Source organism: Flavobacterium gilvum, from assembly GCF_001761465.1.
GTDB classification, from domain to species: Bacteria; Bacteroidota; Bacteroidia; order Flavobacteriales; family Flavobacteriaceae; genus Flavobacterium; species Flavobacterium gilvum.
Genome location: NZ_CP017479.1, coordinates 2,411,227 through 2,437,848, shown reverse-complemented (window position 1 = coordinate 2,437,848; position 26,622 = coordinate 2,411,227). Strand labels below are relative to the sequence as shown.

General features: G+C 34.5%; 26 protein-coding genes. 15 read left to right on the top strand and 11 right to left on the bottom strand.

The window, feature by feature from the left end:
- The first annotated feature begins 371 nt into the window (after positions 1-371).
- From EM308_RS10290 to EM308_RS10220, 15 genes are all read left to right on the top strand, one after another.
- A complete protein-coding gene (locus tag EM308_RS10290; protein WP_035638935.1) occupies positions 372-1,625 on the top strand; it encodes a TolC family protein in 1,254 nt (417 codons plus the stop codon).
- A 430-nt stretch (positions 1,626-2,055) separates the two neighbouring features.
- Positions 2,056-2,955, top strand: a complete 900-nt coding sequence (locus EM308_RS10285) for an HlyD family secretion protein (RefSeq protein ID WP_035640952.1) — start codon at positions 2,056-2,058, stop codon at positions 2,953-2,955.
- Positions 2,956-3,475: 520 nt separating this feature from the next.
- Complete coding sequence (locus tag EM308_RS10280; protein WP_035640091.1) at positions 3,476-4,411, top strand: ABC transporter ATP-binding protein; 936 nt, start codon at positions 3,476-3,478, stop codon at positions 4,409-4,411.
- On the top strand, positions 4,398-5,135 hold the full coding sequence (locus tag EM308_RS10275; RefSeq protein WP_081907359.1) for an ABC transporter ATP-binding protein: 738 nt from the start codon (positions 4,398-4,400) through the stop codon (positions 5,133-5,135). The genes EM308_RS10280 and EM308_RS10275 overlap by 14 nt, the downstream gene beginning before the upstream one ends.
- Before the next feature lie 165 nt (positions 5,136-5,300).
- The gene (locus tag EM308_RS10270) at positions 5,301-6,407 is read left to right on the top strand and encodes an ABC transporter permease (RefSeq protein ID WP_035640093.1); all 1,107 of its coding nucleotides are present in this window, start codon (positions 5,301-5,303) and stop codon (positions 6,405-6,407) included.
- Positions 6,408-6,409: 2 nt separating this feature from the next.
- A complete protein-coding gene (locus EM308_RS10265; RefSeq protein ID WP_035640095.1) occupies positions 6,410-7,522 on the top strand; it encodes an ABC transporter permease in 1,113 nt (370 codons plus the stop codon).
- A gap of 297 nt (positions 7,523-7,819) precedes the next feature.
- The gene (locus tag EM308_RS10260; protein WP_035640097.1) at positions 7,820-8,116 is read left to right on the top strand and encodes an SHOCT domain-containing protein; all 297 of its coding nucleotides are present in this window, start codon (positions 7,820-7,822) and stop codon (positions 8,114-8,116) included.
- Between the two features lie 11 nt (positions 8,117-8,127).
- Positions 8,128-8,670 carry a hypothetical protein gene (locus EM308_RS10255; protein ID WP_035640099.1) on the top strand — a complete coding sequence of 181 codons (543 nt, stop codon included), beginning with the start codon at positions 8,128-8,130 and terminating at the stop codon, positions 8,668-8,670.
- A 118-nt stretch (positions 8,671-8,788) separates the two neighbouring features.
- A complete protein-coding gene (locus EM308_RS10250; RefSeq protein ID WP_035640102.1) occupies positions 8,789-9,238 on the top strand; it encodes a DUF1569 domain-containing protein in 450 nt (149 codons plus the stop codon).
- A gap of 184 nt (positions 9,239-9,422) precedes the next feature.
- The gene (locus tag EM308_RS10245; RefSeq protein ID WP_051877884.1) at positions 9,423-9,971 is read left to right on the top strand and encodes a DUF6714 family protein; all 549 of its coding nucleotides are present in this window, start codon (positions 9,423-9,425) and stop codon (positions 9,969-9,971) included.
- Between the two features lie 92 nt (positions 9,972-10,063).
- Positions 10,064-12,247 carry a TPR end-of-group domain-containing protein gene (locus EM308_RS10240; RefSeq protein ID WP_035640105.1) on the top strand — a complete coding sequence of 728 codons (2,184 nt, stop codon included), beginning with the start codon at positions 10,064-10,066 and terminating at the stop codon, positions 12,245-12,247.
- 146 nt (positions 12,248-12,393) lie between these two features.
- Entirely contained in the window at positions 12,394-13,122 is a 729-nt protein-coding gene (locus EM308_RS10235) for a hypothetical protein (RefSeq protein WP_035640107.1), read from the top strand.
- 18 nt (positions 13,123-13,140) lie between these two features.
- Positions 13,141-14,073 (top strand): hypothetical protein, encoded by a 933-nt coding sequence (locus EM308_RS10230; protein WP_035640109.1) that lies wholly within the window; start codon positions 13,141-13,143, stop codon positions 14,071-14,073.
- A gap of 244 nt (positions 14,074-14,317) precedes the next feature.
- A complete protein-coding gene (locus EM308_RS18400; protein ID WP_051877885.1) occupies positions 14,318-14,587 on the top strand; it encodes a DUF3781 domain-containing protein in 270 nt (89 codons plus the stop codon).
- Position 14,588: 1 nt separating this feature from the next.
- The gene (locus tag EM308_RS10220) at positions 14,589-15,038 is read left to right on the top strand and encodes a GyrI-like domain-containing protein (protein WP_035640110.1); all 450 of its coding nucleotides are present in this window, start codon (positions 14,589-14,591) and stop codon (positions 15,036-15,038) included.
- 265 nt (positions 15,039-15,303) lie between these two features.
- Here EM308_RS10220 and EM308_RS10215 read toward each other — a convergent pair whose 3' ends face one another.
- The 11 genes from EM308_RS10215 to EM308_RS10165 all read right to left on the bottom strand — a co-directional run bounded on the left by EM308_RS10215 (position 15,304) and on the right by EM308_RS10165 (position 26,376).
- Positions 15,304-16,389: an AI-2E family transporter gene (locus EM308_RS10215; RefSeq protein ID WP_051877886.1), complete on the bottom strand. Its 1,086-nt coding sequence runs from the start codon at positions 16,387-16,389 to the stop codon at positions 15,304-15,306.
- A 17-nt stretch (positions 16,390-16,406) separates the two neighbouring features.
- The gene (locus tag EM308_RS10210; RefSeq protein WP_051877887.1) at positions 16,407-17,126 is read right to left on the bottom strand and encodes a potassium channel family protein; all 720 of its coding nucleotides are present in this window, start codon (positions 17,124-17,126) and stop codon (positions 16,407-16,409) included.
- Positions 17,127-17,219: 93 nt separating this feature from the next.
- Complete coding sequence (locus EM308_RS10205) at positions 17,220-18,788, bottom strand: efflux MFS transporter permease (RefSeq protein ID WP_035640111.1); 1,569 nt, start codon at positions 18,786-18,788, stop codon at positions 17,220-17,222.
- A gap of 129 nt (positions 18,789-18,917) precedes the next feature.
- On the bottom strand, positions 18,918-19,982 hold the full coding sequence (locus tag EM308_RS10200; RefSeq protein WP_035640112.1) for an HlyD family secretion protein: 1,065 nt from the start codon (positions 19,980-19,982) through the stop codon (positions 18,918-18,920).
- 9 nt (positions 19,983-19,991) lie between these two features.
- The gene (locus tag EM308_RS10195; RefSeq protein ID WP_035640113.1) at positions 19,992-21,329 is read right to left on the bottom strand and encodes a TolC family protein; all 1,338 of its coding nucleotides are present in this window, start codon (positions 21,327-21,329) and stop codon (positions 19,992-19,994) included.
- Positions 21,330-21,369: 40 nt separating this feature from the next.
- Entirely contained in the window at positions 21,370-22,290 is a 921-nt protein-coding gene (locus EM308_RS10190; RefSeq protein ID WP_035640114.1) for a transporter, read from the bottom strand.
- Positions 22,291-22,436: 146 nt separating this feature from the next.
- A complete protein-coding gene (locus EM308_RS10185) occupies positions 22,437-23,195 on the bottom strand; it encodes a hypothetical protein (protein WP_035640115.1) in 759 nt (252 codons plus the stop codon).
- 237 nt (positions 23,196-23,432) lie between these two features.
- Entirely contained in the window at positions 23,433-23,918 is a 486-nt protein-coding gene (locus EM308_RS10180; RefSeq protein ID WP_035640117.1) for a hypothetical protein, read from the bottom strand.
- A 105-nt stretch (positions 23,919-24,023) separates the two neighbouring features.
- Complete coding sequence (locus EM308_RS10175; protein ID WP_051877888.1) at positions 24,024-25,268, bottom strand: BamA/TamA family outer membrane protein; 1,245 nt, start codon at positions 25,266-25,268, stop codon at positions 24,024-24,026.
- Between the two features lie 128 nt (positions 25,269-25,396).
- On the bottom strand, positions 25,397-25,906 hold the full coding sequence (locus tag EM308_RS10170) for a DUF4251 domain-containing protein (RefSeq protein ID WP_035640120.1): 510 nt from the start codon (positions 25,904-25,906) through the stop codon (positions 25,397-25,399).
- Between the two features lie 38 nt (positions 25,907-25,944).
- A complete protein-coding gene (locus EM308_RS10165) occupies positions 25,945-26,376 on the bottom strand; it encodes an META domain-containing protein (protein WP_035640189.1) in 432 nt (143 codons plus the stop codon).
- Positions 26,377-26,622 lie beyond the last annotated feature (246 nt).

Below are 26,622 nucleotides of genomic sequence, written 5' to 3'. Positions count from 1 at the left end.
TCCCTGAATGACAAAGCGGCTTTTTTATTTTAGAATACCGCAAATTACATTAAACCCAGATTAAGCAATTAGAATAAATTTCACGAAGATACTCAGAGCTAACACAAAGATTCGCAAAGAAAAAGTATCTCCTTGAAAATGGCTTTAAAAATTTCGCGGCCCTTTGCGGATTCTTTGTGTTTCTTTGTGAAATAAAATCTAATGCAGATTTTGGGTTAAATATCACTAATTAATTTATGTAAATTTACTTTGTCAGTTTGTACCGATAATTATCGGGACTCGGGCAAGTAATTTGTGGCTTATCTTTTTTTTAAAGCTAAAGCAAAATGCACTAAAGTACGTAGTTTTAAACTATATCAGAGACTAATAAAATGAAACAATATCTACTCACTTCCCTATTTTTCATCGTCAGTTTGACTTGTTGGAGTCAGGTCACTATCGATGATTGTCAAAATAAGGCAAAAGCAAATTATCCGCTTATCAAAGAATACGACCTTATTTCAAAATCACTTGATTATACAATTTCCAATGCCAACAAAGCTTGGCTTCCACAAATGAGCGTCACGGGCATCGGCGGCTATCTTATCAAAGGATTGCCAACGGTAACAATGCCTAACGGTCAGACATCTGAAAAAAATGACGGTATTTTTATCGGAATTGCTCAAATCAATCAAAATATTTGGGATGGTGGCGCTACAAAAACTCAAAAAAATATTGCCAAAGCTAATGCCGAAGTCGATAAAGCAAGTACAGATGTTGCTTTTCACACTATAAAAGAACGCGTAAACCAGTTGTATTTTGGGATTTTGGTTGTTGATGAGCAGTTGAATCAACTTCAGATATTAAACGAAAATCTTAATCGTAACCTAAAAAGCGTACAACTTTCAAAAGACAACGGATTAGGCTATCAGTCGGATGTTGACGAAATTAAGGCCGAAATTTTATCGCTTGAGCAAAAGAAAATCGAATTCAGCTTTACCCGAAAAGGATATGTCGAAATGCTTTCCTATATGATTGGAGAACCACTCAAAGAAGATGTTCAATTACAAAAACCGATAGCCGTAGAAAATTACGCTTCATTGACAAACAACAGACCGGAACTTAGTTTATTTGCCAATCAAACAAAACTTGCGGAAACGGCTTCGTCTATAGATAAAGTTTCGCTTATGCCTAAAATTGGCCTTCTTGGTGCCGGAATCTTTGTAACTCCTGGTATGAGTTTGGGTTCGTCCGAAGTAAACTCGCTCGCCGTTGCCGGATTGAGTATGTCTTGGAACACTTCGGGTTTATATAAATGGAATAACAATAAGGAATTGGAAAAAATTAAAAAGGAACGTATCAACAATCAACAGGATGCTTTTTTGTTTACCAATAATTTGCAATTGGAACAAGCGGCAAACGAGATTGAAAAACAAAAAACAATCCTTCTTAAAGACGACGAAATTGTAGCACTAAAAGAAAAAATCAAAAAAGCCTACCAACTGAAAAAAGATAATGGTATGTGTTCTATGAACGATTTGATTACCGCCATAAACAAGGAAAGCGAGGCTCGCAGCAATAAAGCACTTCACAATGTTCAACTGCTGATGAGCTTGTATAATTATAAAACGATAAAAGGAAATTAGAGATAATTATGAATTATGAGTTATGAATTATGAATTATGAGTTGAACTTGCATAAATCGACCCAGTTTGTCATTCCGAGGAACGAGGACACGAGCGATAGCGAACTGGCGAAGCAATCTAAACAAATAACTCCTCAATCAAAGTCTATAATCTTTGTCGATTTTGCACCGGAGATTCCTCCTACGTCGGAATGACAATATTGTGAAAAAAGACCTTGCAGGAACAGAAAATGACAAGATTTTTGGGAATGATTGCAAAAATGCAAAAATCTCTCACTTTAGCCCCGATTGCAGTGGAAATCCTTGTGTGCCGGGGTTCGGCACACAAGATTGTAACGAAAAGCGGGACCAATGATTACTGAAAATGCCTAATCTTTCTGCTCCAAAAAAAGAATGAACTTTAAAATATTGAACTTTAAATTTTTAAAATAATGAAATATAAAATAGCACCATTTGCCGTCATACTATTCTTTTTCTTTTCGTGTAAAGACACAAAAAATGAATATGATGCCTCGGGGACTTTTGAAGCGACAGAGGTAATCGTTTCTGCCGAAGCCAACGGTCAGATTCTTGAGCTGAATGTTAACGAGGGCGATTTATTGAAAGAAAACCAACAAATTGGGGTTATTGACAGCACGCAATTGTATTTGAGCAAGATGCAGTTGTCGCAAAATAAAAAGGCGATTTTATCGGGAAGACCTGACATTTCGACTCAAATTGCGTCTTTGGAGAAGGAACTCGAAAATGCCATTACGGACAAAAAACGTATTGCCAATTTGGTTGCCGGAGATGTCGCTTCAAAAAAACAATTGGATGATGCCACTACAAGAATTGCCGTTTTGCAATCAAAAATTACGGCCCAAAAAAGCAGTCTGAACACGACCACCTCATCGCTTAATGAACAAGGAAATGGCGTTAATGTGCAATTGGCACAAATAGAAGATCAACTGAAAAAATGCAAAATCATTAATCCGATAAACGGTACTGTTTTGGTCAAATATTCGAATGCTTTTGAGATGACAACAATTGGGCATCCACTTTATAAAATTGCGGATGTCAAAAATATGATTTTGAGAGCTTATGTGACTTCGAGTCAGCTTTCTCAAATTAAATTAAGTCAAAAGGTTACCGTTTTTGTTGATTTTGGCAAAGACGAACGAAAAGAATATTCGGGAACAATTAGTTGGATTTCTGACAAATCGGAATTTACGCCCAAAACGATTCAGACAAAAGATGAAAGAGCGAACTCGGTTTACGCCGTAAAAATTGCTGTTCCAAACGATGGGTACCTGAAAATTGGAATGTACGGCGATATTAAAATTAAAAATTAAAATAAAGTTTTTTTTTCTATTGAACCATTAAGATATTAAGGTTATTAAGACTAAAACTTAATTTTCTTAATGGTAAAAAAAATAAAGTTTTTTTCTCTTAAAACCATTAAGATATTAACGTTCATTAAGGGTAAAACTTAATTTTCTTAATGGTAAAAAAAAAATAAAGTTTTTTTCTCTTAAAACCATTAAGATATTAACGTTCATTAAGGGTAAAACTTAATTTTCTTAATGGTAAAAAAAAAATAAAGTTTTTTTCTCTTAAAACCATTAAGATATTAACGTTCATTAAGGGTAAAACTTAATTTTCTTAATGGTAAAAAAAAAATAAAGTTTTTTTCTCTTAAAACCATTAAGATATTAAGGTTATTAAGACTAAAACTTAATTTTCTTAATGGTAAAAAAAATAAAGTTTTTTTCTCTTAAAACCATTAAGATATTAACGTTCATTAAGGGTAAAACTTAATTTTCTTAATATCTTAATGGTAAAAAAAAAATGGTAAAAAAATGGTAAAAAAAAATGAAAGCCGTTTCTGTACAGAATATTAATAAAAGTTATGCCAAACATAAAGCGTTGGATTCTATTTCGTTTGAAGTAGCATCTGGTGAAATATTTGGTATAATAGGTCCTGATGGAGCGGGAAAAACAACCTTATTTCGTATTCTGACCACGCTTTTAAAACCCGACAGCGGAAGCGCTTCGGTTGTTGACTTGGATGTTGTAAAAGACTTTAAGGAAATAAGAAACCACGTTGGTTATATGCCAGGGCGATTTTCATTGTATCAGGATTTAACTGTCGAGGAAAATCTTAATTTTTTTGCGACGGTTTTTAATACCACGATTGAAGAAAATTACCATCTGATAAAAGATATTTACGAGCAAATTGAGCCTTTTAAAGACAGACGTTCCGGCGCTTTATCCGGCGGAATGAAACAAAAATTGGCGTTGAGTTGCGCTTTGATTCACAAACCTTCGGTTTTATTTTTGGACGAACCAACCACTGGAGTTGATCCGGTTTCGAGAAAAGAATTTTGGGAAATGCTCAAGAGATTGCAAAAACAAGGTATTGCCATTTTGGTTTCTACTCCATATATGGACGAAGCCACGCTGTGCGATAGAATTGCGCTGATTACCGAGGGTAAAATCCTAAAAATTGACACTCCAAAAAACATTATCAAGCAGTTTGATAAAATTTTGTGGGCGGTTCAAAGCACTAATATGCATACACTCCTGAATGATGTGAGACTAAACGAAAACATACTTAGCTGTTTTGCTTTTGGGGAAAATCTTCATGTAACAATTGCAAATGAGAACTATTCTATGCAAGAATTGACAAACTTTCTAGCAGAAAAAGGACACAAAGCAATTCATATCGAACCAATTGAAGCTAATATAGAAGACTGTTTTATGGACTTGGGTAATGTTTTAAAACCGAGACAGTATGAAAGTTATTGAAGTAAATAATCTTGTGAAACGGTTTGGAAATTTTACAGCCGTTGACCATATCTCTTTTGAGGTAGAACAAGGCGAAATATTTGGTTTTCTAGGAGCAAATGGAGCAGGAAAAACAACGGCTATGCGGATGTTGTGCGGGTTGAGCATACCAACTTCGGGCACTGGAATTGTTGCCGGTTTTGATATTAACAAAAAGCCTGAACTGATTAAAAAAAATATTGGTTATATGAGTCAGAAGTTTTCGCTGTACAACGATTTGAAAGTGTGGGAAAACATTCGATTATTTGCCGGTATTTATGGTATGGACAAAAAAAGTATTGCAGACAAAACCGACACATTGTTACACACATTGAATTTTGAAAGCGAACGCAATACGCTTGTAAAAGATTTGCCTTTGGGTTGGAAACAGAAATTAGCTTTTTCGGTGTCGATTTTTCATAATCCAAAAATTGTGTTTCTAGATGAACCAACGGGAGGCGTTGATCCTTTTACACGGCGACAATTTTGGGAACTTATTTATAAGGCTGCAGCCGATGGAATAACGGTTTTTGTGACCACACATTATATGGATGAAGCCGAATATTGTGACCGGGTTTCTATCATGGTTGATGGAAAAATTGAAGCGCTAGACACTCCAAAAAATTTAAAAAAACAATTTAATGCTATGAATATGGACGGCGTTTTTCAACAATTGGCGAGAAAAGCAACACGTAATGGTGATTGATTATAATAAAAAAATGGGATTAAAGTTGCTAAGTATTTAACCGCAAAGGGCACAAAGTTTTACGCAAAGTTCACAAAGCTTTGCGCTCATAGCGTTTTTAGAAATAAAGTAAAATCTTTCCTTGCGTTCCTTGCGGTTAAAAAAATTCAAAATAATTCATTGTAAATGAAGCAGTTTATAACATTTGTTAAAAAAGAATTCTATCACATTTTTCGCGATGTCCGAACGATGATGATACTCTTATTAATGCCTATCATTCAGATAATTCTTTTTGGATTTGCCATTACAACGGAAGTTAAGAATTCCAAAATTGCGATTTATGACCCCTCCAAAGACATTGCAACACAACAAATAATTGAGCGGTTAAAAGCTAGTGATTACTTCGAAATAACTAGATATTTAGACAATTCCTCACAATTGGACGACGTTTTTAAGGATGGAAAAGTCGGTTTGGTTGTTGTATTTAGTGAACGTTTCAACGAAACACTGATGCACACCGGAAAAGCACAAGTACAAATATTGGCAGATGCCACCGACCCAAATACTGCAACGACGTTGACCAATTATGCTTCGGCAATTATTAGCAGTTATCAAAGGGATTTACTATCGCAAACTACGATTCCTTTCCAAATTGTACCCGAAGTGAAATTACTTTACAACCCGCAGATGAAAGGAGCTTATAATTTTGTTCCGGGCGTTTTGGGTATGATATTGATGCTGATTTGTGCGATGATGACTTCCATTTCGATTGTACGTGAAAAAGAGTTGGGAACGATGGAAATTTTACTCGTTTCCCCAATGAAACCCATCTATATCATTTTAGCGAAAGCGGTACCTTATTTCTTCATTTCCTGCGTGAATCTCGCAACGGTATTGCTATTATCTGTTTTTGTTTTGAATGTACCAATCGTTGGAAGTTTGCTTTTGTTAATCTTGGTTTGTCTGATTTTCATCATTGTTTCGCTTTCTTTGGGACTATTGGTTTCAACCATAACAGACACTCAATTGTCAGCGATGTTGGTTTCGGGAATGGTTTTTCTGATGCCGGTAATGTTGCTTTCCGGTATGATATTCCCAACCGAAAATATGCCGATTGCGCTGCAATATGTATCCAATATTATTCCTGCCAAATGGTTTATTGTTATTGTAAAAGATATCATGATAAAAGGCACAGGAATTGGCTCGGTGTGGAAAGAAGTTTTGGTACTTTGCGGTATGGCATTGGTATTAATAATAGTTAGTTTGAAAAAGTTTAAAATAAGACTCGAATAATTATGCTGAAGTTTTTATTAGAAAAAGAATTCAAACAGATTCTGCGCAATTCATTTCTGCCGAGATTGATTGTGGCCTACCCATTGATGGCAATTTTGGTCTTTCCATTAGCCACCAATTTTGAAGTCAAGAATATTAATCTTTGCGTGATTGACAACGACCACAGCAGTTATTCGCGACAGTTAATTCAAAAAGTAGCTTCGGGCGGTTACTTCCGATTGACCGAAATAGCACCGAATTACAATCAAGCATTAAAAAGCATTGAAACCGATAAATCAGATATTATTTTAGAAATTCCTCCCTATTTTGAAAGGGATTTGGTTCGAAATCAAAATGCCAAACTGATGATTTCTGCCAATGCCGTAAATGGCACCAAAGGAGGTTTGGGAAGTGCTTACTTGTCTAGCGTTATTTCGGATTTTTCCAATCAAATAAGAAGTCAATGGATTGACGCATCAAAATTGGCTAACGCAAAAATCATCGAAATTGTCCCAAAAAATAAATTCAATCCGCATCTTCAGTATACTATTTTTATTGTTCCGGCATTAATGGTAATGATACTCACAATGCTTTGCGGTTTCCTTCCCGCACTGAACATTGTAGGGGAAAAAGAAAGCGGCACTATGGAGCAAATAAATGTTACTCCTGTGTCCAAAAAGATTTTTATTATTTCCAAATTGATTCCGTACTGGATTATCGGATTTACGGTTTTAACTATCAGTTTTGGCGTTGCTTATTTGGCTTACGGATTGGTGCCTGCGGGCAATTTGGCAACCATTTACTTCTTTGCCACCATATACATTTTGGGAGTTTCTGGTTTTGGATTGGTGATTTCCAATTACTCCAATACGATGCAACAGGCTATGTTTGTGATATTCTTTTTTATGCTGATTCTGATATTACTTAGCGGATTATTTACCCCAATAGAAAGCATGCCACAATGGGCACAATACGTCACGCAACTGAATCCGTTGAAATACTTTATGCAGGTAATGCGACTCGTTTACTTAAAAGGCAGCGGAATATCTGAATTAGGCACACAACTTACAGCATTGATTACTTTTGCTATTATTTTTAATACGATGGCAATTTTGAGTTATAAAAAAAGTAGTTGATGACTTTATAAAAATTCAAAAACTTATCCTTTCTAAAGGAATGACTTGTTGTTTCAGTTCTTTTTTCAATTTCCTTTTTTGATTCGAAAGCATCTGTTTTCTTTTCGTTTTTCTTACGTTGAATCTTCAATTAGGTGTATTTCTTCAAAAATACAATAACAAATACTACATTTTCAAAGGAGATTATACTACAGGCAAACGTTATCAGCCTGGATATATTTGTATAATCTAAAGTCTACATTCTGTAAAGTCTCCTGACTTCGCAACGATAACGGTAAGAAAGACGTTGTAAAATATTTGCTTGACAACAAAGCCGATGCCTCAATTGTAAACATAAAAGAGCAAAAAGCAATTGACTATTCGAATGTGAAAGGTTTTAATGAAATTACAGAATTAATCTTGAAATACGCTCCTTCCGGAACGGTTGTAACACCTATTCAGACTTCTCCTAGTCAAGAAGCTGTAAAATCGGGTACTGCAAATTCGATGGAGGGCAAGAAAAAGGCTCTACTGGATTTAAAGGAACTTTTGGATGCCGGGATTTTGACGGTAGAAGAATTTGAAGTTGAGAAAAATAAAATATTAAAAGGATAAACAATAAACAAATGAAAAAAATCTTAAAAACTACAAGCCTGTTTGTATTCGTAATTATCGGAAGTTTGGTTTCTACATCTTGTACCGACCTTTCGCCGGAAAAAATATTTGATATAGCCGCTTTAAATTCGAACACACTGTCGAGTTTTGGCAGTAAAGAAATCAATTATAAGTTGGAATCAGAACCACAAGTTTATGATGAAAATCAAAAAAAGATGGTTGCTTCTTCTTATTATGATTTTTTTAATTTTAGCATAACCAATTTAGAAACTCGATTGCAAACTCTTAAGGATATACCGGAAGATGATGACAACAAAGAACTTATTCAGTCATCAAAAGACTTGTTTTCTTATGCAATTGAGAAGCAAAAAGAAGGTTATTTGCCAATTGCTAAAATGAAAGACGAAAAAGCTTCACCTGAACAAATCCAAAAAGCAATTACAGAATTTGACGCTTCAACTCAAGAAGAAATAGATTCAAAGTTCACAAGATTGATGACTGCTGCAAAAGCGTATGCTGCAAAGCATAATATTAATGCTAAATTCGGTTTTTAATCTTTAGGACTAAAGAAAGAAAAAACTTAATTGTCTCTACAAAGTCAGGAGACTTTGTAGAGCTAAGTTGGCGGAAAGTGTATCAGAAACATTCCTAAACAAATAACAGACAAAAAAGATGAATAATCTATATAACCAAGCGGACACAAACGGAATACTTAAAAGGTTGGACAATCTTCAACCAAATGCAGAAAGACAATGGGGAAAAATGGACGTAGCTCAAATGTTAGCTCACGTAAATATTTCGATTGAAACAGCAATGGGACTAAATTTTCCCAAGAGAATGTTTATTGGAAAAATCATAGGGGGATTTCTCAAAAAGAAATTTTTAAATGACAAACCTATGGACAAAAATTCTCCGACAGACAAAAACTATATTTTTATAGACAAAAAAGAATTTGAAAAAGAAAAAGGAAAAGCTATTCAGCTTGTTGGACAATTTTATGAAAACGGATCTGAAAAATGCACAAAACATCCCCATTCATTTTTCGGAAATTTAACACCAGAGGAATGGGCAATTTTACAATGGAAACATTTTGACCATCATTTAAGACAATTTGGAACATAAAAAACCCGATAGCGCGAATTTTCAATCCGTGCCCACAAAGTAGATAGAGAAATAAGAATAGAATTAAAAAAAATAGAAAATACTCAGACTTAACAATCGGAATGGGCACGGATTGCAAATCCGCGCTATCGAATTGAATAGTAAGCAAAAATTTATAAGGAATACCAATCAGTTACAAATTGACATGACTAAAGATGAACTAATAAATGAAATACAAATAGCATTTAAAGATGTTATACTAGAAGATGGCATTGGTCTTTGGGAAGGACAAGGTATTGATGATTATGCAGATAATAAAACAATATTGCAACTAAGAAAAAAAGACGAAAGGAATAACTGGCAAAATATTGCTTATCAAGACCTCGCTGATTGCGCAAGTTCCCTATCGTTTTTTGATGCCAAAGGAATGCGTTTCCACTTGCCTAAATTTATAATGTTTGACATTTTAGAAGAGGAACTACGCATAAAGCAAAACCTCTTTTCGCCTGATGTACTGTTTACGTTGAGTTATAATTTGGATGAAGAATATCAGCAGAATAGGTTTTCTCTTTTAAACAACCCACAAATACAAAGCATTATACATTATTTGAAATACAAACAGCAGGAAATTATACAAGAGTACCAAGAATATGCAATTGAATGCAACACTTCAATAGAGGCTATATATGAAGATACAAAATATATAGAGCTGAACATAACGATAGAAAAATGGAAACAAAATTTTTTTGAGTAATAACATAATTAGAAAAATAACGATTCCGCTTCCGTACGAAATGAAATTCAACAAAACCAAGATGTAAAACAAACTCAATAAACGACTAAACCATGTCACAACCCGTTGGCATCACCGCCAAAATACAACTACCTCAAGACAACTATAAAAAATACATTCGCAAAATAGCGGGTACTATAGTAGCGCAAAACATTTTTGATGTATTAACGGCAAGAGATAACCGTGATTTTTTTGTATTCAAATACATAAAGAAAGAAGCTGCACTCTATGCCTTCTTTTATTTTAATTATGGAGAAGGTCAATATATATTAGAACACCCATTGTTGGCTATGTTGAGACAATCAGAACCTTACCTTGAAGAAAATGCCAATGGTTATCTTATAGCAACCCGCGACAGTTTAAATTTTTCTTCAGATGATTTTGTATATTCGGCCAATGTCCAAAACGGAAAATTCACAGACCATACATTCACCGAAAAGGAATTGAAAGACTTCGGAAAAGATGCAGATAAACATTTTTTCAAAGTTGCCGATACCAGCTATGCATTGACATTCCCAAAAGTAGTAGACACTGCTATAGTAAAAAAGGTAAAAGCCTTGCAGGAAACACATCGTGTCCAAATGCTAAAAGGCAACCTGCATACAGCAACTTTAGAAAAACCAATCGAAATTTTTGCTGGCTATTTCTACAACGGACAACATTTTTATAGTGCTGCTAAGGATGAAGTATGTATATATGACAACATCAACCTGCAAGAGTTGCGCCAAACTCCTTACGGCGTTTGTGATGATAAAAAAGTAATTGTAGGGAACGCCTGCATAACTACAGATCCTGCAAAATTTAAAATGCACCGCAAAGGAGAACAAACTTATTTTTCCGCCGCCGAAGCTGTATATAATGACACACTGCAAGCATACCCAAACTCCGACGGGCTTAGTTTTAGAATGCTGAGTGAATATGTGAGCGAAGATAAAAATCATATCTACTATACGGGCATACAACTCGCTAAGCAAGAAACAGGAGCTTACGAGTTAAACACAAGCGGCTATTTTCATCAGAATATTTTGTTGTTCAGCAAAACGCAGGTGAGGGCACATGATGCAATATTGGAAAATATAGATGCACCTACATTTGAAATACTATCAAAAGATGCACAGCAATTTAGAAAGACACATGAATTACCGAACCCTTCTGGTGCGTTTGCAGGCTGTTTTGTATTGCATTGTCGCGATAAGAGTGGCGAATTTATCATACATAATTACGATATAAATACCACAAAACTTACTGTAGAACGCATTTCATCTTTAGAAGAATATCTTGCAAAAGCAAGAACTTTGCTAATTGAAATGGAAGCCACGAAGGGTAAAAACAATTATCCTGATTATAATGAAAAGGATGAAGCAGGCTACTTTGCCAACATGAACAAATGGCTTGCTAATGACTTTGAAGAAAAATATACAAAGTGGAGGTACAACGATAGTTTCCTCAGAGCATTAAATAATTACTTCTTCAGTTGTTTTCAGCTATACAAAAGCACCAACGATAAGCAATATCTTGAAGCGACAGCACAACTTTATTCAAAAGTGAAAGCTGATTGTTTTCTTAATCCATACATCTTTCACAACACAGCATGCATCTTTGCTGCACTAGGCAATACAGAAGAGGCTCTTAGCAGCATCAGCGGCGCATTGCATTTCGGCTACGATCAGATAGAATTGATTTGGAAAGATAAAGACCTGCAAATGTTATTTAATCATCCACAATTTGTTGCGCTAAAAAATTATTACCAACAAATAAAACAATTCTATCCACTAGTAACGCTGCAGTTGCTAGAAAAGGTAGAAATGGTAACAGATGGGTATTACAAAAAAAGCGCAGAAGTGAAGATATTGAGCTGTTTTATTTTACCACCGCCCGAAGCATTTAATAATGAAGTACTTTTTACTGAAGAGCAAAAATTGTATGCAAAAGTCTTTCTGCCCAAGCTCACGGATTTTGTAAACAATGGCCTGCAACATGGAAGCTTCTATTATAAAAAGAGCTACGAACGGCTAAGGGATTATCCATTGGTCAATGCCTCTACGCATTTTGTAGCGTTGAACTATTTCTTTGCACAGGCACATACTAAATATACCCGTGGCAAAGTAGCAGCCTGTATGCCCATCATTCAAAAAATAAAAACATGCATTGCCGCACATGTGCAGGAAGCCGAAACACAACAAATGGTGCGACAGATAAAAGCATCAGCCATCAACAGGATATTTGGTATAGTATAACTTCACAATGAAAGGAATGGCTTCTCGAAAACATATAGGAATGAAAAACCTCTCCACAGAAAAAATAAAATGGACAACAATCTAATCCGCTGGGGAAGTTCCTGCGTTAAGAATATCCTAATAATAATTCAAAAAATAGCTAAAGAATGATAATTACATATAATATACAGACAAGACCATTAAAAGAGGAAAATATCAAATTGCCTACTGCATGCAAGGCTTGTGGAACGAATGAAGGAAAACTTTTTACTTCTTATGTCAAAGTAAGTAGTATCCTTTGGATGTCATCCACTGTATGCAAAGTAGTTGTTGAGTGCGCAAATTGTGGCAAAGCATATCCAAAATCCAATTACGGAGTTGAAATCAGTGAGATTGTCAAAAAAAGGAAAATGGAATACAAACCTTCCTTTCTGAAAACATATGGAATTATTGTATTTGCATTAACCGTATTATTTGCATTAGCAATCGGTTTATTGGTGAGTGTTTACAATTCAAAAAAAGAAAGCGAAAAAGCTAATGAAAATTATGCTACAACTTATACTCAGACAGACAGAACAAAATGGCTGCATAACCTTCAGCCGGGTGATGTAGTTCTAGCAAGGCGCAATAGTGCTCCTTATAACTCTCCAGCAACAGTTTTCAAACTGAAATCAGTGGAAGAGAACACCATTACTTTTGACGCCTATTACAATGATTCCATTCCTTATGATGATTACAAAGATCTGTCAAAAATGAAAGTTCATTCATTTGGAACAGGAACATCTGAACTTTGGGTTGCCAATAAGAATGTGTTCTATAAAACAGAACAGTTGGTATCGGCTAAGACAGATGATTACCTCAATTCTTATATCGTAACACAAGTAGTAAAAAAGTAAAAACTTAATTTTAAATCAATGAAAACTATATATTATTTCTTCTTCGTTTTATTTATAGCTTTTTTATCAGGCAGTTGCCAGAATAATCAAAAAGCCATAGTCGAAAAAAAGTTCCGTATAGATAATCCAACCGCCAACACTATTTCGTTACAAATTGACAACAGCACTTACCAATTGCCTGCCAATTCTGGAAAAGATGTTATGCTCAAATACGGTTCTCACACGCTTACTTACAATAACCAGTCCGTAAAATTTGTCGCCATACCCTGTGATGAAGATGTTATACTCAATCCTACATTGAGCAATTATGTATTCTATTACGAATTGTTCAAGATAAGGGGCAAAGAAATTAATATGAAGGAGGTAAATAGGATGGCTCCTGCATATTTATTCCCTTTCACTCTTGCTTCTGGAGAAGTTGTAAAAGTACCTTTTAAACTGGTAAACAGCCTTTTTATTGAGCGTTATGAATATAATTGGAATCTTGGATTAGGTGAACAACTGAGAAATGGGTTAACTGTTGCAGGCATAACAACAGAGATGACGACTGTAATTAGAAGCAAAATATTCCGGGAAAAAGAGTTTTTTACCTACATGGGAAGTGATTATTTTCCGGAGAACTTCAGTTTCCCAAAGAATACTGCTACACTTAATAATCTACCTGCACTGAAACTGTATGATGGATTGAGTTGCGATTGTGAGCCTGCCCAAAAAATCGTCTCATTGAAACAACGTCAATTTGACTCTCTAAAAACAGCTACTGATCCCGCAGAAGTGAAAAAAATTTATGATAGGATAAGAACAGGTATTTACAAGGAAATAACCCCAAAGTTGGATCAAGCGTGTTCTCCCAGATACAACAAAAACTTGAAAAATAATTATGACAGTATAAGTGTTAAGCTTTTACAAGCCGAAGGTCTTAAAGAAAAAAACGCATTTGTCTACAAATGATTATCAGTAAAAAATTAAACCATCACGTTTTGTTAAGCAAAAAATATTCGTTTAGGGAATTCCCATCACCTCAAAGTGCCGGGGCAACAAATTCAAAAAAGAGGAAATAATTGAACTTAAAATTATGAAAATTCAAATGGATTTATCCGCTCAAACGATTAAAAATGAAGACAATTACCACACAAAAAGATTTGTACAAAATTAGGGATACTAAAACTTTGAGTTAAATGGAAACAACAAGAAAATGAACATAGACAAAACTGAAATTCTGAATAACATTTGTTACACAAAGCTCGTTTACGACAGAATTAATAAAAAACTGAAAAGCAATTACTCGAAAACTGAAATTGAAACACTGCTTTTTGCAATCCTGAAGGAAACACATGAACAGGATTTTCAGAAAATCGGAAAAAATTTTTATGTTTCAAATGTCAGGAATAATATCAAAATCACCATAAATTCAAACACATATAGAATAATAACTGTCGACAGACTAATAAAAACCAAAAAATAAAATGACAAACGGATTTAAGATAATTGGGATTTCAACCCGAACAACAAATAAAGACAATAAGGCTCAACAAGACCTAGGAAACCTGTGGGGACAATTTTTTTCTGAAAATTTGGCAGAGATAATTCCAAACAAATGCTCAAATGAAATTTTGGCAATTTATACCGATTACAAAAGTGACTTTACAGAAGACTATACAACCATAATAGGCATTCCCGTTTCCACACTTGACAAAATCCCGGACGGACTAATAGGACGTGAATTCCAACCAGAGAACTTTCAAAAATTTATTGCAAAAGGAGAAATGCCAATTGCCATTGTAACTACTTGGATTGATATTTGGAAAAGGCATAAAGAATTAAACAGAAAATATAGTTACGACTTTGAAGTTTACGGAGAAAAGTCTCAAAATGGAGAAAATTCAGAAGTCAAAATCTATATTGCAACAAAATAAGACTCATGCCTGTGGAGAAAATATAATGCTTAGGCAGACATTTTTTACTGCAACTTCCCTACCATTTCAATCAATAATAAAGACTACTTTGTATTTTCAAAGTAGTCTTTTTTTATGCGTCCTGTGTTTTTGCGTGAGGGATAGAAGCGGCATCCTCGTAGTGCAACAGAGAGATACAGCGGATAGCCCGACCCGAAGTCTCGTCTTTTTGGACGAGACGAAGGGGCACGCCCACATATTATCTTTTGCTAACTAATGACGTAAATTATTCTTGAGAATCTACTTGAACTGCTTGATTTTCGGGTTTGTCATCCATCCAGGCGGCAAATAATTTATAACCAATAGAGAATACGATTGGTCCTACAAACAAACCAACAAATCCCGACATCATGAATCCGCCGATCACTCCCAAAAAGATGACCAACATAGGAACCATAGCACCTTTTCCTAACAATAAAGGTTTTAAAACGTTGTCTGATAATCCGCTTAGAATAAAAAAGATTGTCCATCCTATTGCTGCAGTGGTATTATCTAGTGAAAAAAGATAGGCAATAACCCCTATATTAATTATAATTGGTCCTACCTGAATGATGGAAAGCATTAAACAAATGACTGTTAGTACTCCTGCAAATGGAATTCCGGCTCCAAAAAGTCCAACAGCCTGAATCAGTGTTTGGATGATTGCCACACCCAAAATTCCTTTTACAACCTGAAATACCGTTGATACAGTAATTTCTAGAAATTCATCTCCGGAATTACCTGCAATTCTCTTAATGAAATTAGTCGCTAAATTTTGTGCACTCACCGAAACCATTAGTACACCCGCAATAATCACCGAAAGTATTACCTGCAATAAAGCCGCGGTGGAACTAAGAACGCTACCCAATAATTTTTTGGACAAAGCCGCAATTTGTTCTTTGTATTCAAGTACTCCCGCCTTCAAATCGGTGGAAAGTGTATAAAGAAAATCGTAGGCTTTATCACCTATCACAGGCCAATCTTTGATGTTTTGTCCCGGTGTTGCCACTTTCAAAGTACCGTTCTCTACACCCGTTTTTATCTCAGTAATGCTAGATGTCACCGAGTTTACAAATATCACTGTGGGCGAAATGATGATTATCAATATAACTGCAGTGATTATGAATGAAGCAAGGCTTTTGCGTCCTCCTAATTTCTTTTGCAGAAAATCATAGCCGGGATATAGCACAATTGCCAATATGATTGCCCAAAGAATTGGCATCATAAATGGCAATAAAAGTTTTATACAGAAGCCCAAAATAAGGAAAACAAGGCCTAATTGTAAAATGACTTCGAAAAGTTGTTTGCTTTTGTATGGGTTTGAATTTTCCATAAGAATTGGTTTAAAGATTAGTTAATATCTGTTGATTGTTCTTGTTTCTTTTTTGATTTATTTTCATTGGCATCCGAAACCAAACGGCCAATAAGGATCACGGGATACAAAACCCCAATTATTGCTTCTATTTGCACTAAGGCTCTCGCAGCAGGATGCAATGGAAAAATGTCTCCATAACCCGTCGTGGTAATTGTTATATAACTAAAATACAAAAAATTAGCCTGCAATGTATTGCTTTCAAAAGGTGGTAAAGTAATCTGAAACGCACCCGGAATGTGTTCGTAAATGAACAAATAAATGACAGACCATAAATTGGCCAAAATCATGTACACCACTATCGAACCTATTACTCTATACTCGGTGATTGGTCCCGGTTCAAAAACTTTGAGTAATACCAGATAGATTAATAATGCAAAGGTAAGAACCGTAAAAACGATATCTCCCAAATGAACAAATGGAGTCTGTATGAAAACAGAAAGCCATCTGAAAAGGACAAACAATAATAGAATGATTATGAACAGAAGGGTATGTTTTCTGGATTTGGATAAGGAAATAATACCGGCAATCAGAAACAACATCCAAAAAACATTGATGATAACCATAAAGGAAGAATAGCTCCCAAATATCGGAATCAGAATAAAATGCATAATAAAAAGCAAGACCAGCATTCCGCTAAGACCACTTTCTTTGTCCCATAAATGATTTAAAAAAAGATATTTTTTCTGTTTTATCATAGTTTTTATTTTTTAGATGCTAAGATGCTGAGTTTCTAAGATGCTAAGTTTTTTTTATTTAGATGCCAAGATTCTTAGAAACTTAGAAACTTTCTAAAACGGTATTGGCTCTACTTCTACACTTCCTATTGGTCTACGTCCTAACCGGAACAACAGGAGGATCAAAATCGGAAAAAAACACAGCGCTGCCATTACCAGATAAATATCTTTGTAGGCAAGCATCATTGCCGATTTTGATGTTTCATTTGAAAGGCTCTTTTCAGCTTTTTTTTGTGCTTCCCAAGCCGATAATCCCTTTAGCATAAATAGTTTTTTGTTTTTATCCAATTGTTCTTTGGCCATCGAATTTACTTCTGATAATTGTTGGCTAAGACCAGTTTTATGCTGCACATTAATATTAGAAATAAAAGTTCCCAAAATTGCCCCTCCCAATAACGACGCAAAAACAGCACGCGAAATCACACCGCTCATCATTCGGGAATCGCCCAAAGGTTTTGGAACTTTTTCTGAAATATAAAGTGAGGCAGCGGGATACAAAAAACCAATTGCAAGCCCTTTGAAAATAAATGGACCAAAAAAATCACTGGAATCTATTTCGGGATAAAACCTGAAATAGAGAATGATGTGATACATTCCATAACAGGCAAAACCAGTTATCCAAAGTGTAGCCAAATAAATTCGCTTGAACAAAAGATAAGTCGATAATGGAATCGCTATAAAAAGCCCTATCAGGATAGCCAAATGCGTTCTGGCTACATAAATACTGTCAAACCCCAAAATATTTGTCATAAATCCAGTCACAACGCTTCCGGTGCCGTTCATCATTCCGGTGTAAAAAAAGAGAAACGAACCCAAAACAACGTTTTTGTACTTGTACACATCAGGATTTATTAAGGGATTGTCGCTGAATCGAACATGCAACAAATATCCACCAATAATAAGCAACAGAAAAGCGGTTGCCAAAGCAACTTTTGGGTCGGAAAGCCAATTGCGGGTTTGTCCCTCGGCACAAAGAAAAAGAATCACCATCAAAAAAATCAGTAAAATAATCCAACCTCGCCAATCAAACTGAAAAGTAGATTTCATTGGAGCTACATCTTTTCTATAAAAAATCCAGGCCAAGAGTATTGCCAACAAAAAATTGACATTCAGAAAATAAATTCCAAATGTCCAATTGTGTACGCTAGTCATTTGTGTTCCAAAATATTGATACAATTGCTTACTTCCCTGAAGAATAAACTGAACAATCCCGTACAAAATAGGCATATTAAAAGTGGGATTGTATTTTAAAAGGATTGGAATTATGGTTGCAAAAATTCCGATGATTGACAAAATAGCCAATAGTGATCGCCAGATGGTAAACCACACTATAGTTTCTGCAAATAGGGATGCTGTATTAAAAATGATGGACAAAAAACTAACTGACAAAATCATTGTTCGCATCGGAATTTGTTTCCCGATTTTCAAGCCCAAAGGCAAAAAACCCAACATTGCAAAAAATGGAATATAGGTCGAATAGGTAAACTCGGTTGTAGACGCTCCAAAATGTCCTAATATCTGCGAATTGTCATAAGAGGTAACATTCAGAGCGTTAAAAAAAGGAATTGTAAGGAGATAAAGTCCTACGAGGGTAAACACACTTCCTTTTTTGATTAAAGCCATTTTTATTTATTTTTTACAGTAACTACTTAACCGCAAGGTTCGCAAAGTGAACGCTATGAACGCAAAGCTTTGCGAACTTTGCGGTATTCCTTGTGCACTTTGCGGTTAAATCTCTGAGCCAATTCAAACTCATTTATTGATTTCAACAGTGACATTCATTCCGGGTTTTACTTCAGCCAATTCTTTTCCAGACGCTTCAAAGTCAATTTTCACTGGAATACGTTGTGTGATTTTCACGAAATTCCCTGTGGAATTATCTGGTTCTACCATAGAGAATTTGGCTCCTGTTGCCGGTGAAAAACCTACTACTTTTCCTTTGAATTCCTTTCCATCGAGCGCATCAATTACAATAGTAGCTTCTTGTCCCAATTTAATTTTCTCAATTTGAGTTTCTTTAAAATTGGCATTTACCCAAAGTTTTTGGTTCAAAACCATTGTTGCAATTACTTGATTGGCGTTTATCAATTCACCAACTGATATGGTTCTTTCGCCCACATAACCATCGGCCTGAGCAATGATGTAGGTGTAAGACAGTTGCAATAAAGCATTTTCCAAATCGGCTTTTTTTCTAGCAACAGTTGCATTTGAAGCCTCAAGATTTGTGTGGCTTTGTTTTGTAACCGATCGGCTCGCCATTAATTCTTTTTCACCCGCATTGAGATACGCTTTGGTAGATTGCAGCTTCGAAACCACCTGATCGTATTGGTTTCGTGTTACGGCAGAATCGGCGTACATATTTCTGAAACGTTCATAATCTTTTTGGGCTTTTTCAAGGTCGGCCATATCACCTGACAATTTATCCTTGGAAGCAGCTTCGTTTGAAATAGCCGTAATCACAGATTGTTCCAATGAATGGAGGTTTCCTTCGGCGACAGCCAAATCGGCTTCGGCTTGTCTAACTTTTATTTTGTATTCCTCATCTTCAAGAACAACCAGCGTATCTCCTTTATGAATAAACTGATGAGAATCAAAATTAATGACTGACACGTGCCCTGTTGCCCTGGCAGTTATGCTGTTGATATAGGATTCTACCTGGGCATTATTGGTTGTTTCATACCGATGAAAATCAAAAAACAAACTTAATATCCAAATGCCCCCACCTATGATGAAAACAAAAGATAAAACAGTCAATATCGTGTTTCTCATTTTCTCGCTTTTTACGGCAACTTCGCTGGATGTATTCGCTTCGCTCATAAAATAATTTTAAAGTTTACCCATAGCATACTGTAAAGAATAATATTGAATAATGGCTTCTATATTGGCATTATTCAATGAAATTTTGGCTTCGTTCAACTGCAATTCTGCATCAACGATATCACTGATTAGGGCAAAATCATTATCATAACGGCTTTTTACAATTTTATAATTGCTCAACGCCAAATCAACGTCTTTTTTAAAAGTTGTAATATTTCTAACACTTTCCATAAAACGAACATACGCCGCTTTTACATCCTGATTAATTACATCTTTGGTTGCTTCAAGCGCAATATTACTTTTATCAATTTGTAGTTGGTCTGCATTGGTTCTGTGTTTTAAATTATAAAAACTAGAAATATCCCATCCAAGTGATACTCCAGCAGCCCAATAATTCAGAATATTATCAGTATAGTTTGGCCATTGAGCCGGATATTGTGTATTAAAAAGCAAATTAGCATTGATATACGGTTTAAATCCGCTTCGGGTTATGTCCAAAGACGATTCGGCAATTTTTACATTGATTTCCGATCTTTTAATTTCGTATCGGTTTTCATAGGCATCCGCCAAACTTTCCTCGAGACTCACCTCTGCTTTTGGAATCAAAATTCCATCCAAAACAGGTTTCAGTTTGGTATTGGTTGGCAATCCGGTCAATATATCCAGATAATTACTGATTAATTCAATAGAATTGGAACTACGAAAAACAGCCACTTCAAAATTCGACTTTTGTAATTCTGTTCGTAACAAATCACTTTTAAGATTCTGACCATTGGCAACCCTAGATTGCAATTGTTTAATACGCAAATCGGTATTGAGTATATTTTGCTTTGTAACTTCTATTTGTTTGTATAATTTTTCGAGGGTAAAAAATTGCGTTGTAATAGTTTGTTTTATCTCGGCTTCGGTCATTTTGGCGACTGATTCCTGCATATTAACAATCAGTTGTTGTTTTTCAATTTGATTATTGATTGCTCCTCCATAATACAAAGGCATGGAACCGAAAATACCTGCCGAACCTTGATGATGATAATAATCAATGGTCGTGTTTTTTTCATAAAACCCTTCAAAAACTTTAGGATTGCCAATATAATTATAAGCCATATTCAAACCTATTACAGGTGCTTTGGCTATATGGGATTGGCTTAAATTTTCATTGGCCGTTGCAACATCTGTATTGGCCATTTTAAGCTGATTATTGTTCTGAATTCCCAATTGTATGACTTCGTCCAATTTTACTAGTCTGACCCCATCAGTATTTTGAGAAAATCCAACTTCATAGAAAAGGCAAGCTATTGTTACAATAACTGATACCTTTTTTATTTTTATAAAATTTGAATAATTCATTAACCTATTTATTGATAATTCGAAAGAAAAAAAACACCACTCAAAAAAATACATATTGATAAGTAAGCATAACCGAATCATAGTTCAAGCCAATGCTCTTAAACATCCCTGTATTGAACTGCAATTTAACAGACTGACTTCTGGATAATGGTACAGACCAGGTTGCCCCAATTCTGGAAGCATTGATAACACTTCCTGCAGGTAAATCATCAACCGTGGTTTTCCCACCGCTAAACCAGTTGGCATTAATACCAAGCCACATTTGGTTTTTGAAATAATAACAGGCATGCCCCTGAAAAGCAACGACTGGTTCTTGATTTAATTCCTGATTTCCAAGGAACTCATCATTTTTAGTATAAAACCAGACTCCGGAATACAACTCTGCATAAACATGTTCAAACCGTTTGGAAATCCCTACCTCTGGTTTAAATCCCCAACGGTTGGTTCCTATATTTACCCTTTTATCAGAATAATAAAGACCTGTGGGAATCGAAGTAACTAAACTTACCCCAAAAATTGTTTTTTGCTGATATTGTCTAAATTCCTTTATACCCAAAGCCGGAGATCCCAATAAATTGACTCCCAACCTGATGCGCATATCCCCAAAACCCGTTCTGTTTCCTGTTATTTTTGCACCATTTACTTTAGCTTCTCCATCCATTAAAACATAAGGAAGAACAACCTGAACTCTGGCCAATTTATCAGCCAATCCAAAAGTGTGCATATATCCTGCGGCAAAATTATTACTCTTAATAAGGAAATCTTCAACAGGTAAATTGGGTTCTGTTACCACATCTCCTTTCATGTAACCATAGCTGGCAACTATTACATTGCCTCCTTTGGGCATATTGGCATAAGCGCGAGGTTCAAGATCCTGAGAAAATGACTTATTGAAAACAAACAAAAAAAAAGCTAAAAAAAACCAATTTTTCTTTCCACAAATAAAGTCTTGAACAATCATATACTGAATTTTACAAAGAAATTAAAAACACTTTCAATAATACATGTAAAAACATTTTTTGACAAAGTCATTGAAAAATTAATATCCTTATCAAAAAACTAAAAAACCTCAAATAAAATGAGGTTCTTAGCATTTCTTATCCAATTTTAAAATCTGTAACCAATACTGATATTGTATCTAAATCCAACAGCAGTAATAGATTGAACGCCTTTTTTTTCGACTCCTTCATCACCTGTTATTCCTTCAACTCCTGGGAATCTGTCTTTTATTGCTTCAATAACTTTTTGATACAATTCATTGTCATCAAGACCAGGAATATTATTGTCCAGTTTTGTGTTAAATTTATATCTGGTTATTGATGGTCCAAACAAAACACAATCGATAACAAATCTATCCCACAAAACAAATTGATACCCTAATTCCCCTCCAATATTGGTTAAATTAAATTTTGAAGAAAGATTAGAAGTGCTCACAACTCCATTATTTGGATTTCTATAAGACAAATTTCTATCTGTATCAAATTGAAAAAAACTTAAAAATGGAGCCAAATAAACTCCTCGCGGCCCTTTGAATTTATTGATACTTCCCAAATAAAAACGATAATCGGCACCTACCGAATAACCTTTTCTATTACTATCTTTCGAAAAATCAACATTGGTAACATTAAGCGTTATTAATGGGAATTCCTGATATCCTGCAAAAACATTCAAACTTTGATTTTCCTTAATCATTCTTTCGTATGAAAATTGAATTGAATTATCATAAAGTAACGTATTTGACACATTAAATTTAATCGAATTCTTAAAATCTCTTGGTGCAGTTTGCGAAAAAACATTAACAGAAAAAATCGATAAGGCGAATAGAAAAATGAAAACAATTTTAGCCGGGGTTGAGAAAATTTTCATGGTTTATTTTTTTAAAATTACATTGAAAATCAGGAAGTACTTTAACAAATTTAACTTATTTTTCTAAGATAATAAAACTTAAATTAACATTTTTTATGACAGAAGAACTTTTCATTAGTTAAAATCGAAAGAATATTCTATTTATTGTAAAAAGGGTAAAAAAAACAATAAATCTTGGTTAAAAAAAAGAGCACAACCCTAAGATTATGCTCTTTAAACTTATTATTGAAATCAAATTTACTGCTTCAATTTTGTCATTTCCAATTCTCCTACAAAAGGAATTGCATTTTGTAATGTACTTCTAATTTCTGTTTGCAAATAAATTTCGAGTTGAATAAATTTTGCAGCATTAATTCCCCCGATTGCTTTCTTTAATCTTCCATAATAAGAACTGTATAATTTATCATAAGCTGCATTATTTTTCATAATCCCTTTGACTATAACATCTGCTTTTTCATCTGTCAAAGCAGCATAATCTGTGGCATATAAATTTATCAAATGTACCTTTTCCTCCCCCAGTTTTTTTCTTTCGGATTCGTAGGCAGCATAGATTGTTTTGAATTCAGCAGCCTGAGAACCAGATAATCCCATATATTGATTTACCAATTCTGATTTGGATTTTCCATAAACAGATTGTACAACATCAATATCATCTTTCAAATCTGATTGGGCAAATGTTACAGATGTGATTGCTACAGCAAATAACAAAAATATTTTTTTCATGTTTTCCGTTTTTTATTTAGTTAATTATCTCAAATATAAGTTTATTTCCTCAAAATATCATGAAAAAACCAAATTAAACTGTTATTTATCAACGACTAAAAGAGTTTAGAAAGTTTCTCCCGCATTAAGATAAAAACCTTTTGAATGGTTTCCTACCGCATAATCAAAAACAAGGTTTGTTCGAGTTGCTTTGTCTATTAACAATCTTAGCCCTACCCCAACTGCGGGCTGGACATATTGAAAAAGATGTACATGGTCATCATTATTGCTTGTTGTTATAAAATTTGTGAAAACGGTACCGCTAAGAAGCTGGTTACAAGTTATAGGAAATCTTAATTCGGCCTGCATATAAGCCAAATTATTTCCCCGAAACAAACCTTGGGTATAGCCCTCCCCGCTTCGGCTCCGTTGATCCCAACCAATGGCTGGCAGATTCAGATAAGGCACAACACCTTTGGTAACAAACTGCCCCAATGCCCAGAATCCGAGAACAAATTGTTCCCTCCTTGGATCCATAGGAAGAAAATATCTAACCTCTGTATTCAGTACATTACTGGCTCTTTGGTCATTAAATAAATCTCCGTTAAATCTGTAATTAATATTTGCAAACCAGCCTTTTCGTGTATTAATCTGATTATCTCTCGAATCATATATAAAATTCACACTCAACCCGTTTACAAAATATTCATTTTCATTAAACCCGTTTTGCTTGCTGTAGTTGTAATGATGTGTGAATATTCCGTTTTGTATATCAAGATTTTTATCATTAATCGTTGAATACCAATCAATTTCCACACCGCCTCCTACGTAAAAATTATTTCTAATTTCCCATGAAGCAGACTGATGAAATTTGAAATAGTTATAATCCATCGGCTCTTCAATAGATTCGATACTAAAATCAGGGTTCTCCCTATTTGTTGGTATAATATTAGTTCCGAGGCCGTAATTGGGCTGTGTAAAAATATACAGCCGATAATCTCCTCTAAGATATATTCTGTTATTTTTAAGCAAAATATTGTTTTTGACATTAATCAATAATTGCTTTTGAGTAGTTAAAGTCACTCCGAGGTTTGCAGAAGAATATTTATCGGTAAGCTCTTTGCCCTTAAAAGTATATTGGGCCGTCGCGCCATAACTGAATCCTGTTGCCGGATTTACCCCAATTATGGGAATCACAAGCAAAAAGTTGTTTTTAACGGGCTTTACAATCAAAATAGAATCTTTCTTTTTGAACAATTCAAAAACTGTCTTGGGCAGACAAGGATTGTTTCCATCAACATTGGATTGGGCTTGTACAAAAGTTTGGTTTCCAAATAAAACTATAAAAAAAGCAATCAAATATTTTATCATATCAGTTATTTACTTTTCGACTAATCTTATAATTAGTTTTACCAGAGACCAAACCCTGTATTATTTGTCCCTTATATGTAATATTTTAAATCAAAAGCCACAGAATATACAACGCAGATTCTGAGGCATTATTTCGTTTTAATTTCAGCAACATTTCCTCTATAATTAATTGAAGCCCTATTGTTGGAATTGATACTTAATGAAGCTCCTCCGTCAAAATAGATTATCAAAATAATAGAATAATTATCCGATTGTCCTTTTACCTCTGTTTTGATAGTGAAATCTTTCTTGTTTTTTTCAAGAATGTAATTTCTCATTTCACCTTTGAAGTCCAAACCTCCGCCGTTACTACTATAAGCAACTCCGCTATAGGCTCTCCCGAAAAAAGGCATTTCACTGTGAACAGAATCTTTTTTAATTCGAAAATAATTTGGATTAGAAGTCATATTAATGCTTCTGCCACCTTGCGGATAAGCCCAATCTGCAACAAATTCATAATTTTTGGCTTCAATTAGGGCTTCCATTTTTTTTTGTTTTGCCAAATTTTGTTCTTCTTTTATTTGCTTTTTGGTTTTTTCCTGAGCAAAACCCATTAGCATAGAAAAAGAAAGAAAAAGAGATAATACAACTGTTTTCATGATATCTTAATTTTATAAAAACGGATGATCAAAAAAAATTATTTTTGGTGCGTAAATCGCATCATAACGACCTTACCTATCAAAAGATTTAAGGTATTGCCATTATCTGTAATTGTATAGGATTCAATTTTATTGAGAGCTTCCATGTAAACTGAATCACCATTTCCATTACATGCCATCATAGTCATTCCTATTTTGGCAGCTGCAAAATTAATTTTGGCACCATCCGTAATCAAAGTTCCAAAATATTTGTTACAACTATTGTGCCCAACTATCTTATTGTCTTTTAAATTAAATGAAATTGTTGGTTTTTTTTCAGGAAACAAGCCATCAAAAGCTATCTTAGGCCCCGTTATATAATTTAATTCCCAAGACCCTTCTAGTGAAAATTCTTTTGTAGCAGTTTTGGATGTCCCACAGGATGCAAAACTCATACAAACAAAAACTACTAATAACGTTATTTTATTCATGTACAGCAATTTAAAAATCATATAATGTAAAAATAAGAAAAATTAATAAGAAAAAAGGAGCTTCACATTTCAAATTAAAGCAAACTCATAAGTTTTTAAAATAACCGCAAATTCGCAGATTTATTACTTACAAACTTGAATTTTGTAATTTTGAAAAAACTAATTTGCCAAAATTCCGCTGAAAGCGACAGATTTGTGATCAAAATTTTTAGAGAAATTTGCGAATCTGCGGTAAAAACAACTCAT

What these genes read in the sequence shown, in the direction of transcription:
- EM308_RS10255 (WP_035640099.1), top strand. Translation starts at nt 8,128, where the DNA reads ATGAAAAAAATCTTAAAAACTACAAGCCTGTTTGTATTCGTAATTATC.
- EM308_RS10230 (WP_035640109.1), top strand. Translation starts at nt 13,141, where the DNA reads ATGAAAACTATATATTATTTCTTCTTCGTTTTATTTATAGCTTTTTTA.
- EM308_RS10250 (WP_035640102.1), top strand. Translation starts at nt 8,789, where the DNA reads ATGAATAATCTATATAACCAAGCGGACACAAACGGAATACTTAAAAGG.
- EM308_RS10220 (WP_035640110.1), top strand. Translation starts at nt 14,589, where the DNA reads ATGACAAACGGATTTAAGATAATTGGGATTTCAACCCGAACAACAAAT.
- EM308_RS10185 (WP_035640115.1), bottom strand. Translation starts at nt 23,195, where the DNA reads ATGAAAATTTTCTCAACCCCGGCTAAAATTGTTTTCATTTTTCTATTC.
- EM308_RS10215 (WP_051877886.1), bottom strand. Translation starts at nt 16,389, where the DNA reads ATGGAAAATTCAAACCCATACAAAAGCAAACAACTTTTCGAAGTCATT.
- EM308_RS10245 (WP_051877884.1), top strand. Translation starts at nt 9,423, where the DNA reads ATGACTAAAGATGAACTAATAAATGAAATACAAATAGCATTTAAAGAT.
- EM308_RS10270 (WP_035640093.1), top strand. Translation starts at nt 5,301, where the DNA reads ATGAAGCAGTTTATAACATTTGTTAAAAAAGAATTCTATCACATTTTT.
- EM308_RS10240 (WP_035640105.1), top strand. Translation starts at nt 10,064, where the DNA reads ATGTCACAACCCGTTGGCATCACCGCCAAAATACAACTACCTCAAGAC.
- EM308_RS10285 (WP_035640952.1), top strand. Translation starts at nt 2,056, where the DNA reads ATGAAATATAAAATAGCACCATTTGCCGTCATACTATTCTTTTTCTTT.
- EM308_RS10200 (WP_035640112.1), bottom strand. Translation starts at nt 19,982, where the DNA reads ATGAGCGAAGCGAATACATCCAGCGAAGTTGCCGTAAAAAGCGAGAAA.
- EM308_RS10195 (WP_035640113.1), bottom strand. Translation starts at nt 21,329, where the DNA reads ATGAATTATTCAAATTTTATAAAAATAAAAAAGGTATCAGTTATTGTA.
- EM308_RS10210 (WP_051877887.1), bottom strand. Translation starts at nt 17,126, where the DNA reads ATGATAAAACAGAAAAAATATCTTTTTTTAAATCATTTATGGGACAAA.
- EM308_RS10165 (WP_035640189.1), bottom strand. Translation starts at nt 26,376, where the DNA reads ATGAATAAAATAACGTTATTAGTAGTTTTTGTTTGTATGAGTTTTGCA.
- EM308_RS10275 (WP_081907359.1), top strand. Translation starts at nt 4,398, where the DNA reads ATGAAAGTTATTGAAGTAAATAATCTTGTGAAACGGTTTGGAAATTTT.
- EM308_RS10280 (WP_035640091.1), top strand. Translation starts at nt 3,476, where the DNA reads ATGAAAGCCGTTTCTGTACAGAATATTAATAAAAGTTATGCCAAACAT.
- EM308_RS10265 (WP_035640095.1), top strand. Translation starts at nt 6,410, where the DNA reads ATGCTGAAGTTTTTATTAGAAAAAGAATTCAAACAGATTCTGCGCAAT.
- EM308_RS10235 (WP_035640107.1), top strand. Translation starts at nt 12,394, where the DNA reads ATGATAATTACATATAATATACAGACAAGACCATTAAAAGAGGAAAAT.
- EM308_RS10180 (WP_035640117.1), bottom strand. Translation starts at nt 23,918, where the DNA reads ATGAAAAAAATATTTTTGTTATTTGCTGTAGCAATCACATCTGTAACA.
- EM308_RS10170 (WP_035640120.1), bottom strand. Translation starts at nt 25,906, where the DNA reads ATGAAAACAGTTGTATTATCTCTTTTTCTTTCTTTTTCTATGCTAATG.
- EM308_RS10175 (WP_051877888.1), bottom strand. Translation starts at nt 25,268, where the DNA reads ATGATAAAATATTTGATTGCTTTTTTTATAGTTTTATTTGGAAACCAA.
- EM308_RS10290 (WP_035638935.1), top strand. Translation starts at nt 372, where the DNA reads ATGAAACAATATCTACTCACTTCCCTATTTTTCATCGTCAGTTTGACT.
- EM308_RS18400 (WP_051877885.1), top strand. Translation starts at nt 14,318, where the DNA reads ATGAACATAGACAAAACTGAAATTCTGAATAACATTTGTTACACAAAG.
- EM308_RS10205 (WP_035640111.1), bottom strand. Translation starts at nt 18,788, where the DNA reads ATGGCTTTAATCAAAAAAGGAAGTGTGTTTACCCTCGTAGGACTTTAT.
- EM308_RS10190 (WP_035640114.1), bottom strand. Translation starts at nt 22,290, where the DNA reads ATGATTGTTCAAGACTTTATTTGTGGAAAGAAAAATTGGTTTTTTTTA.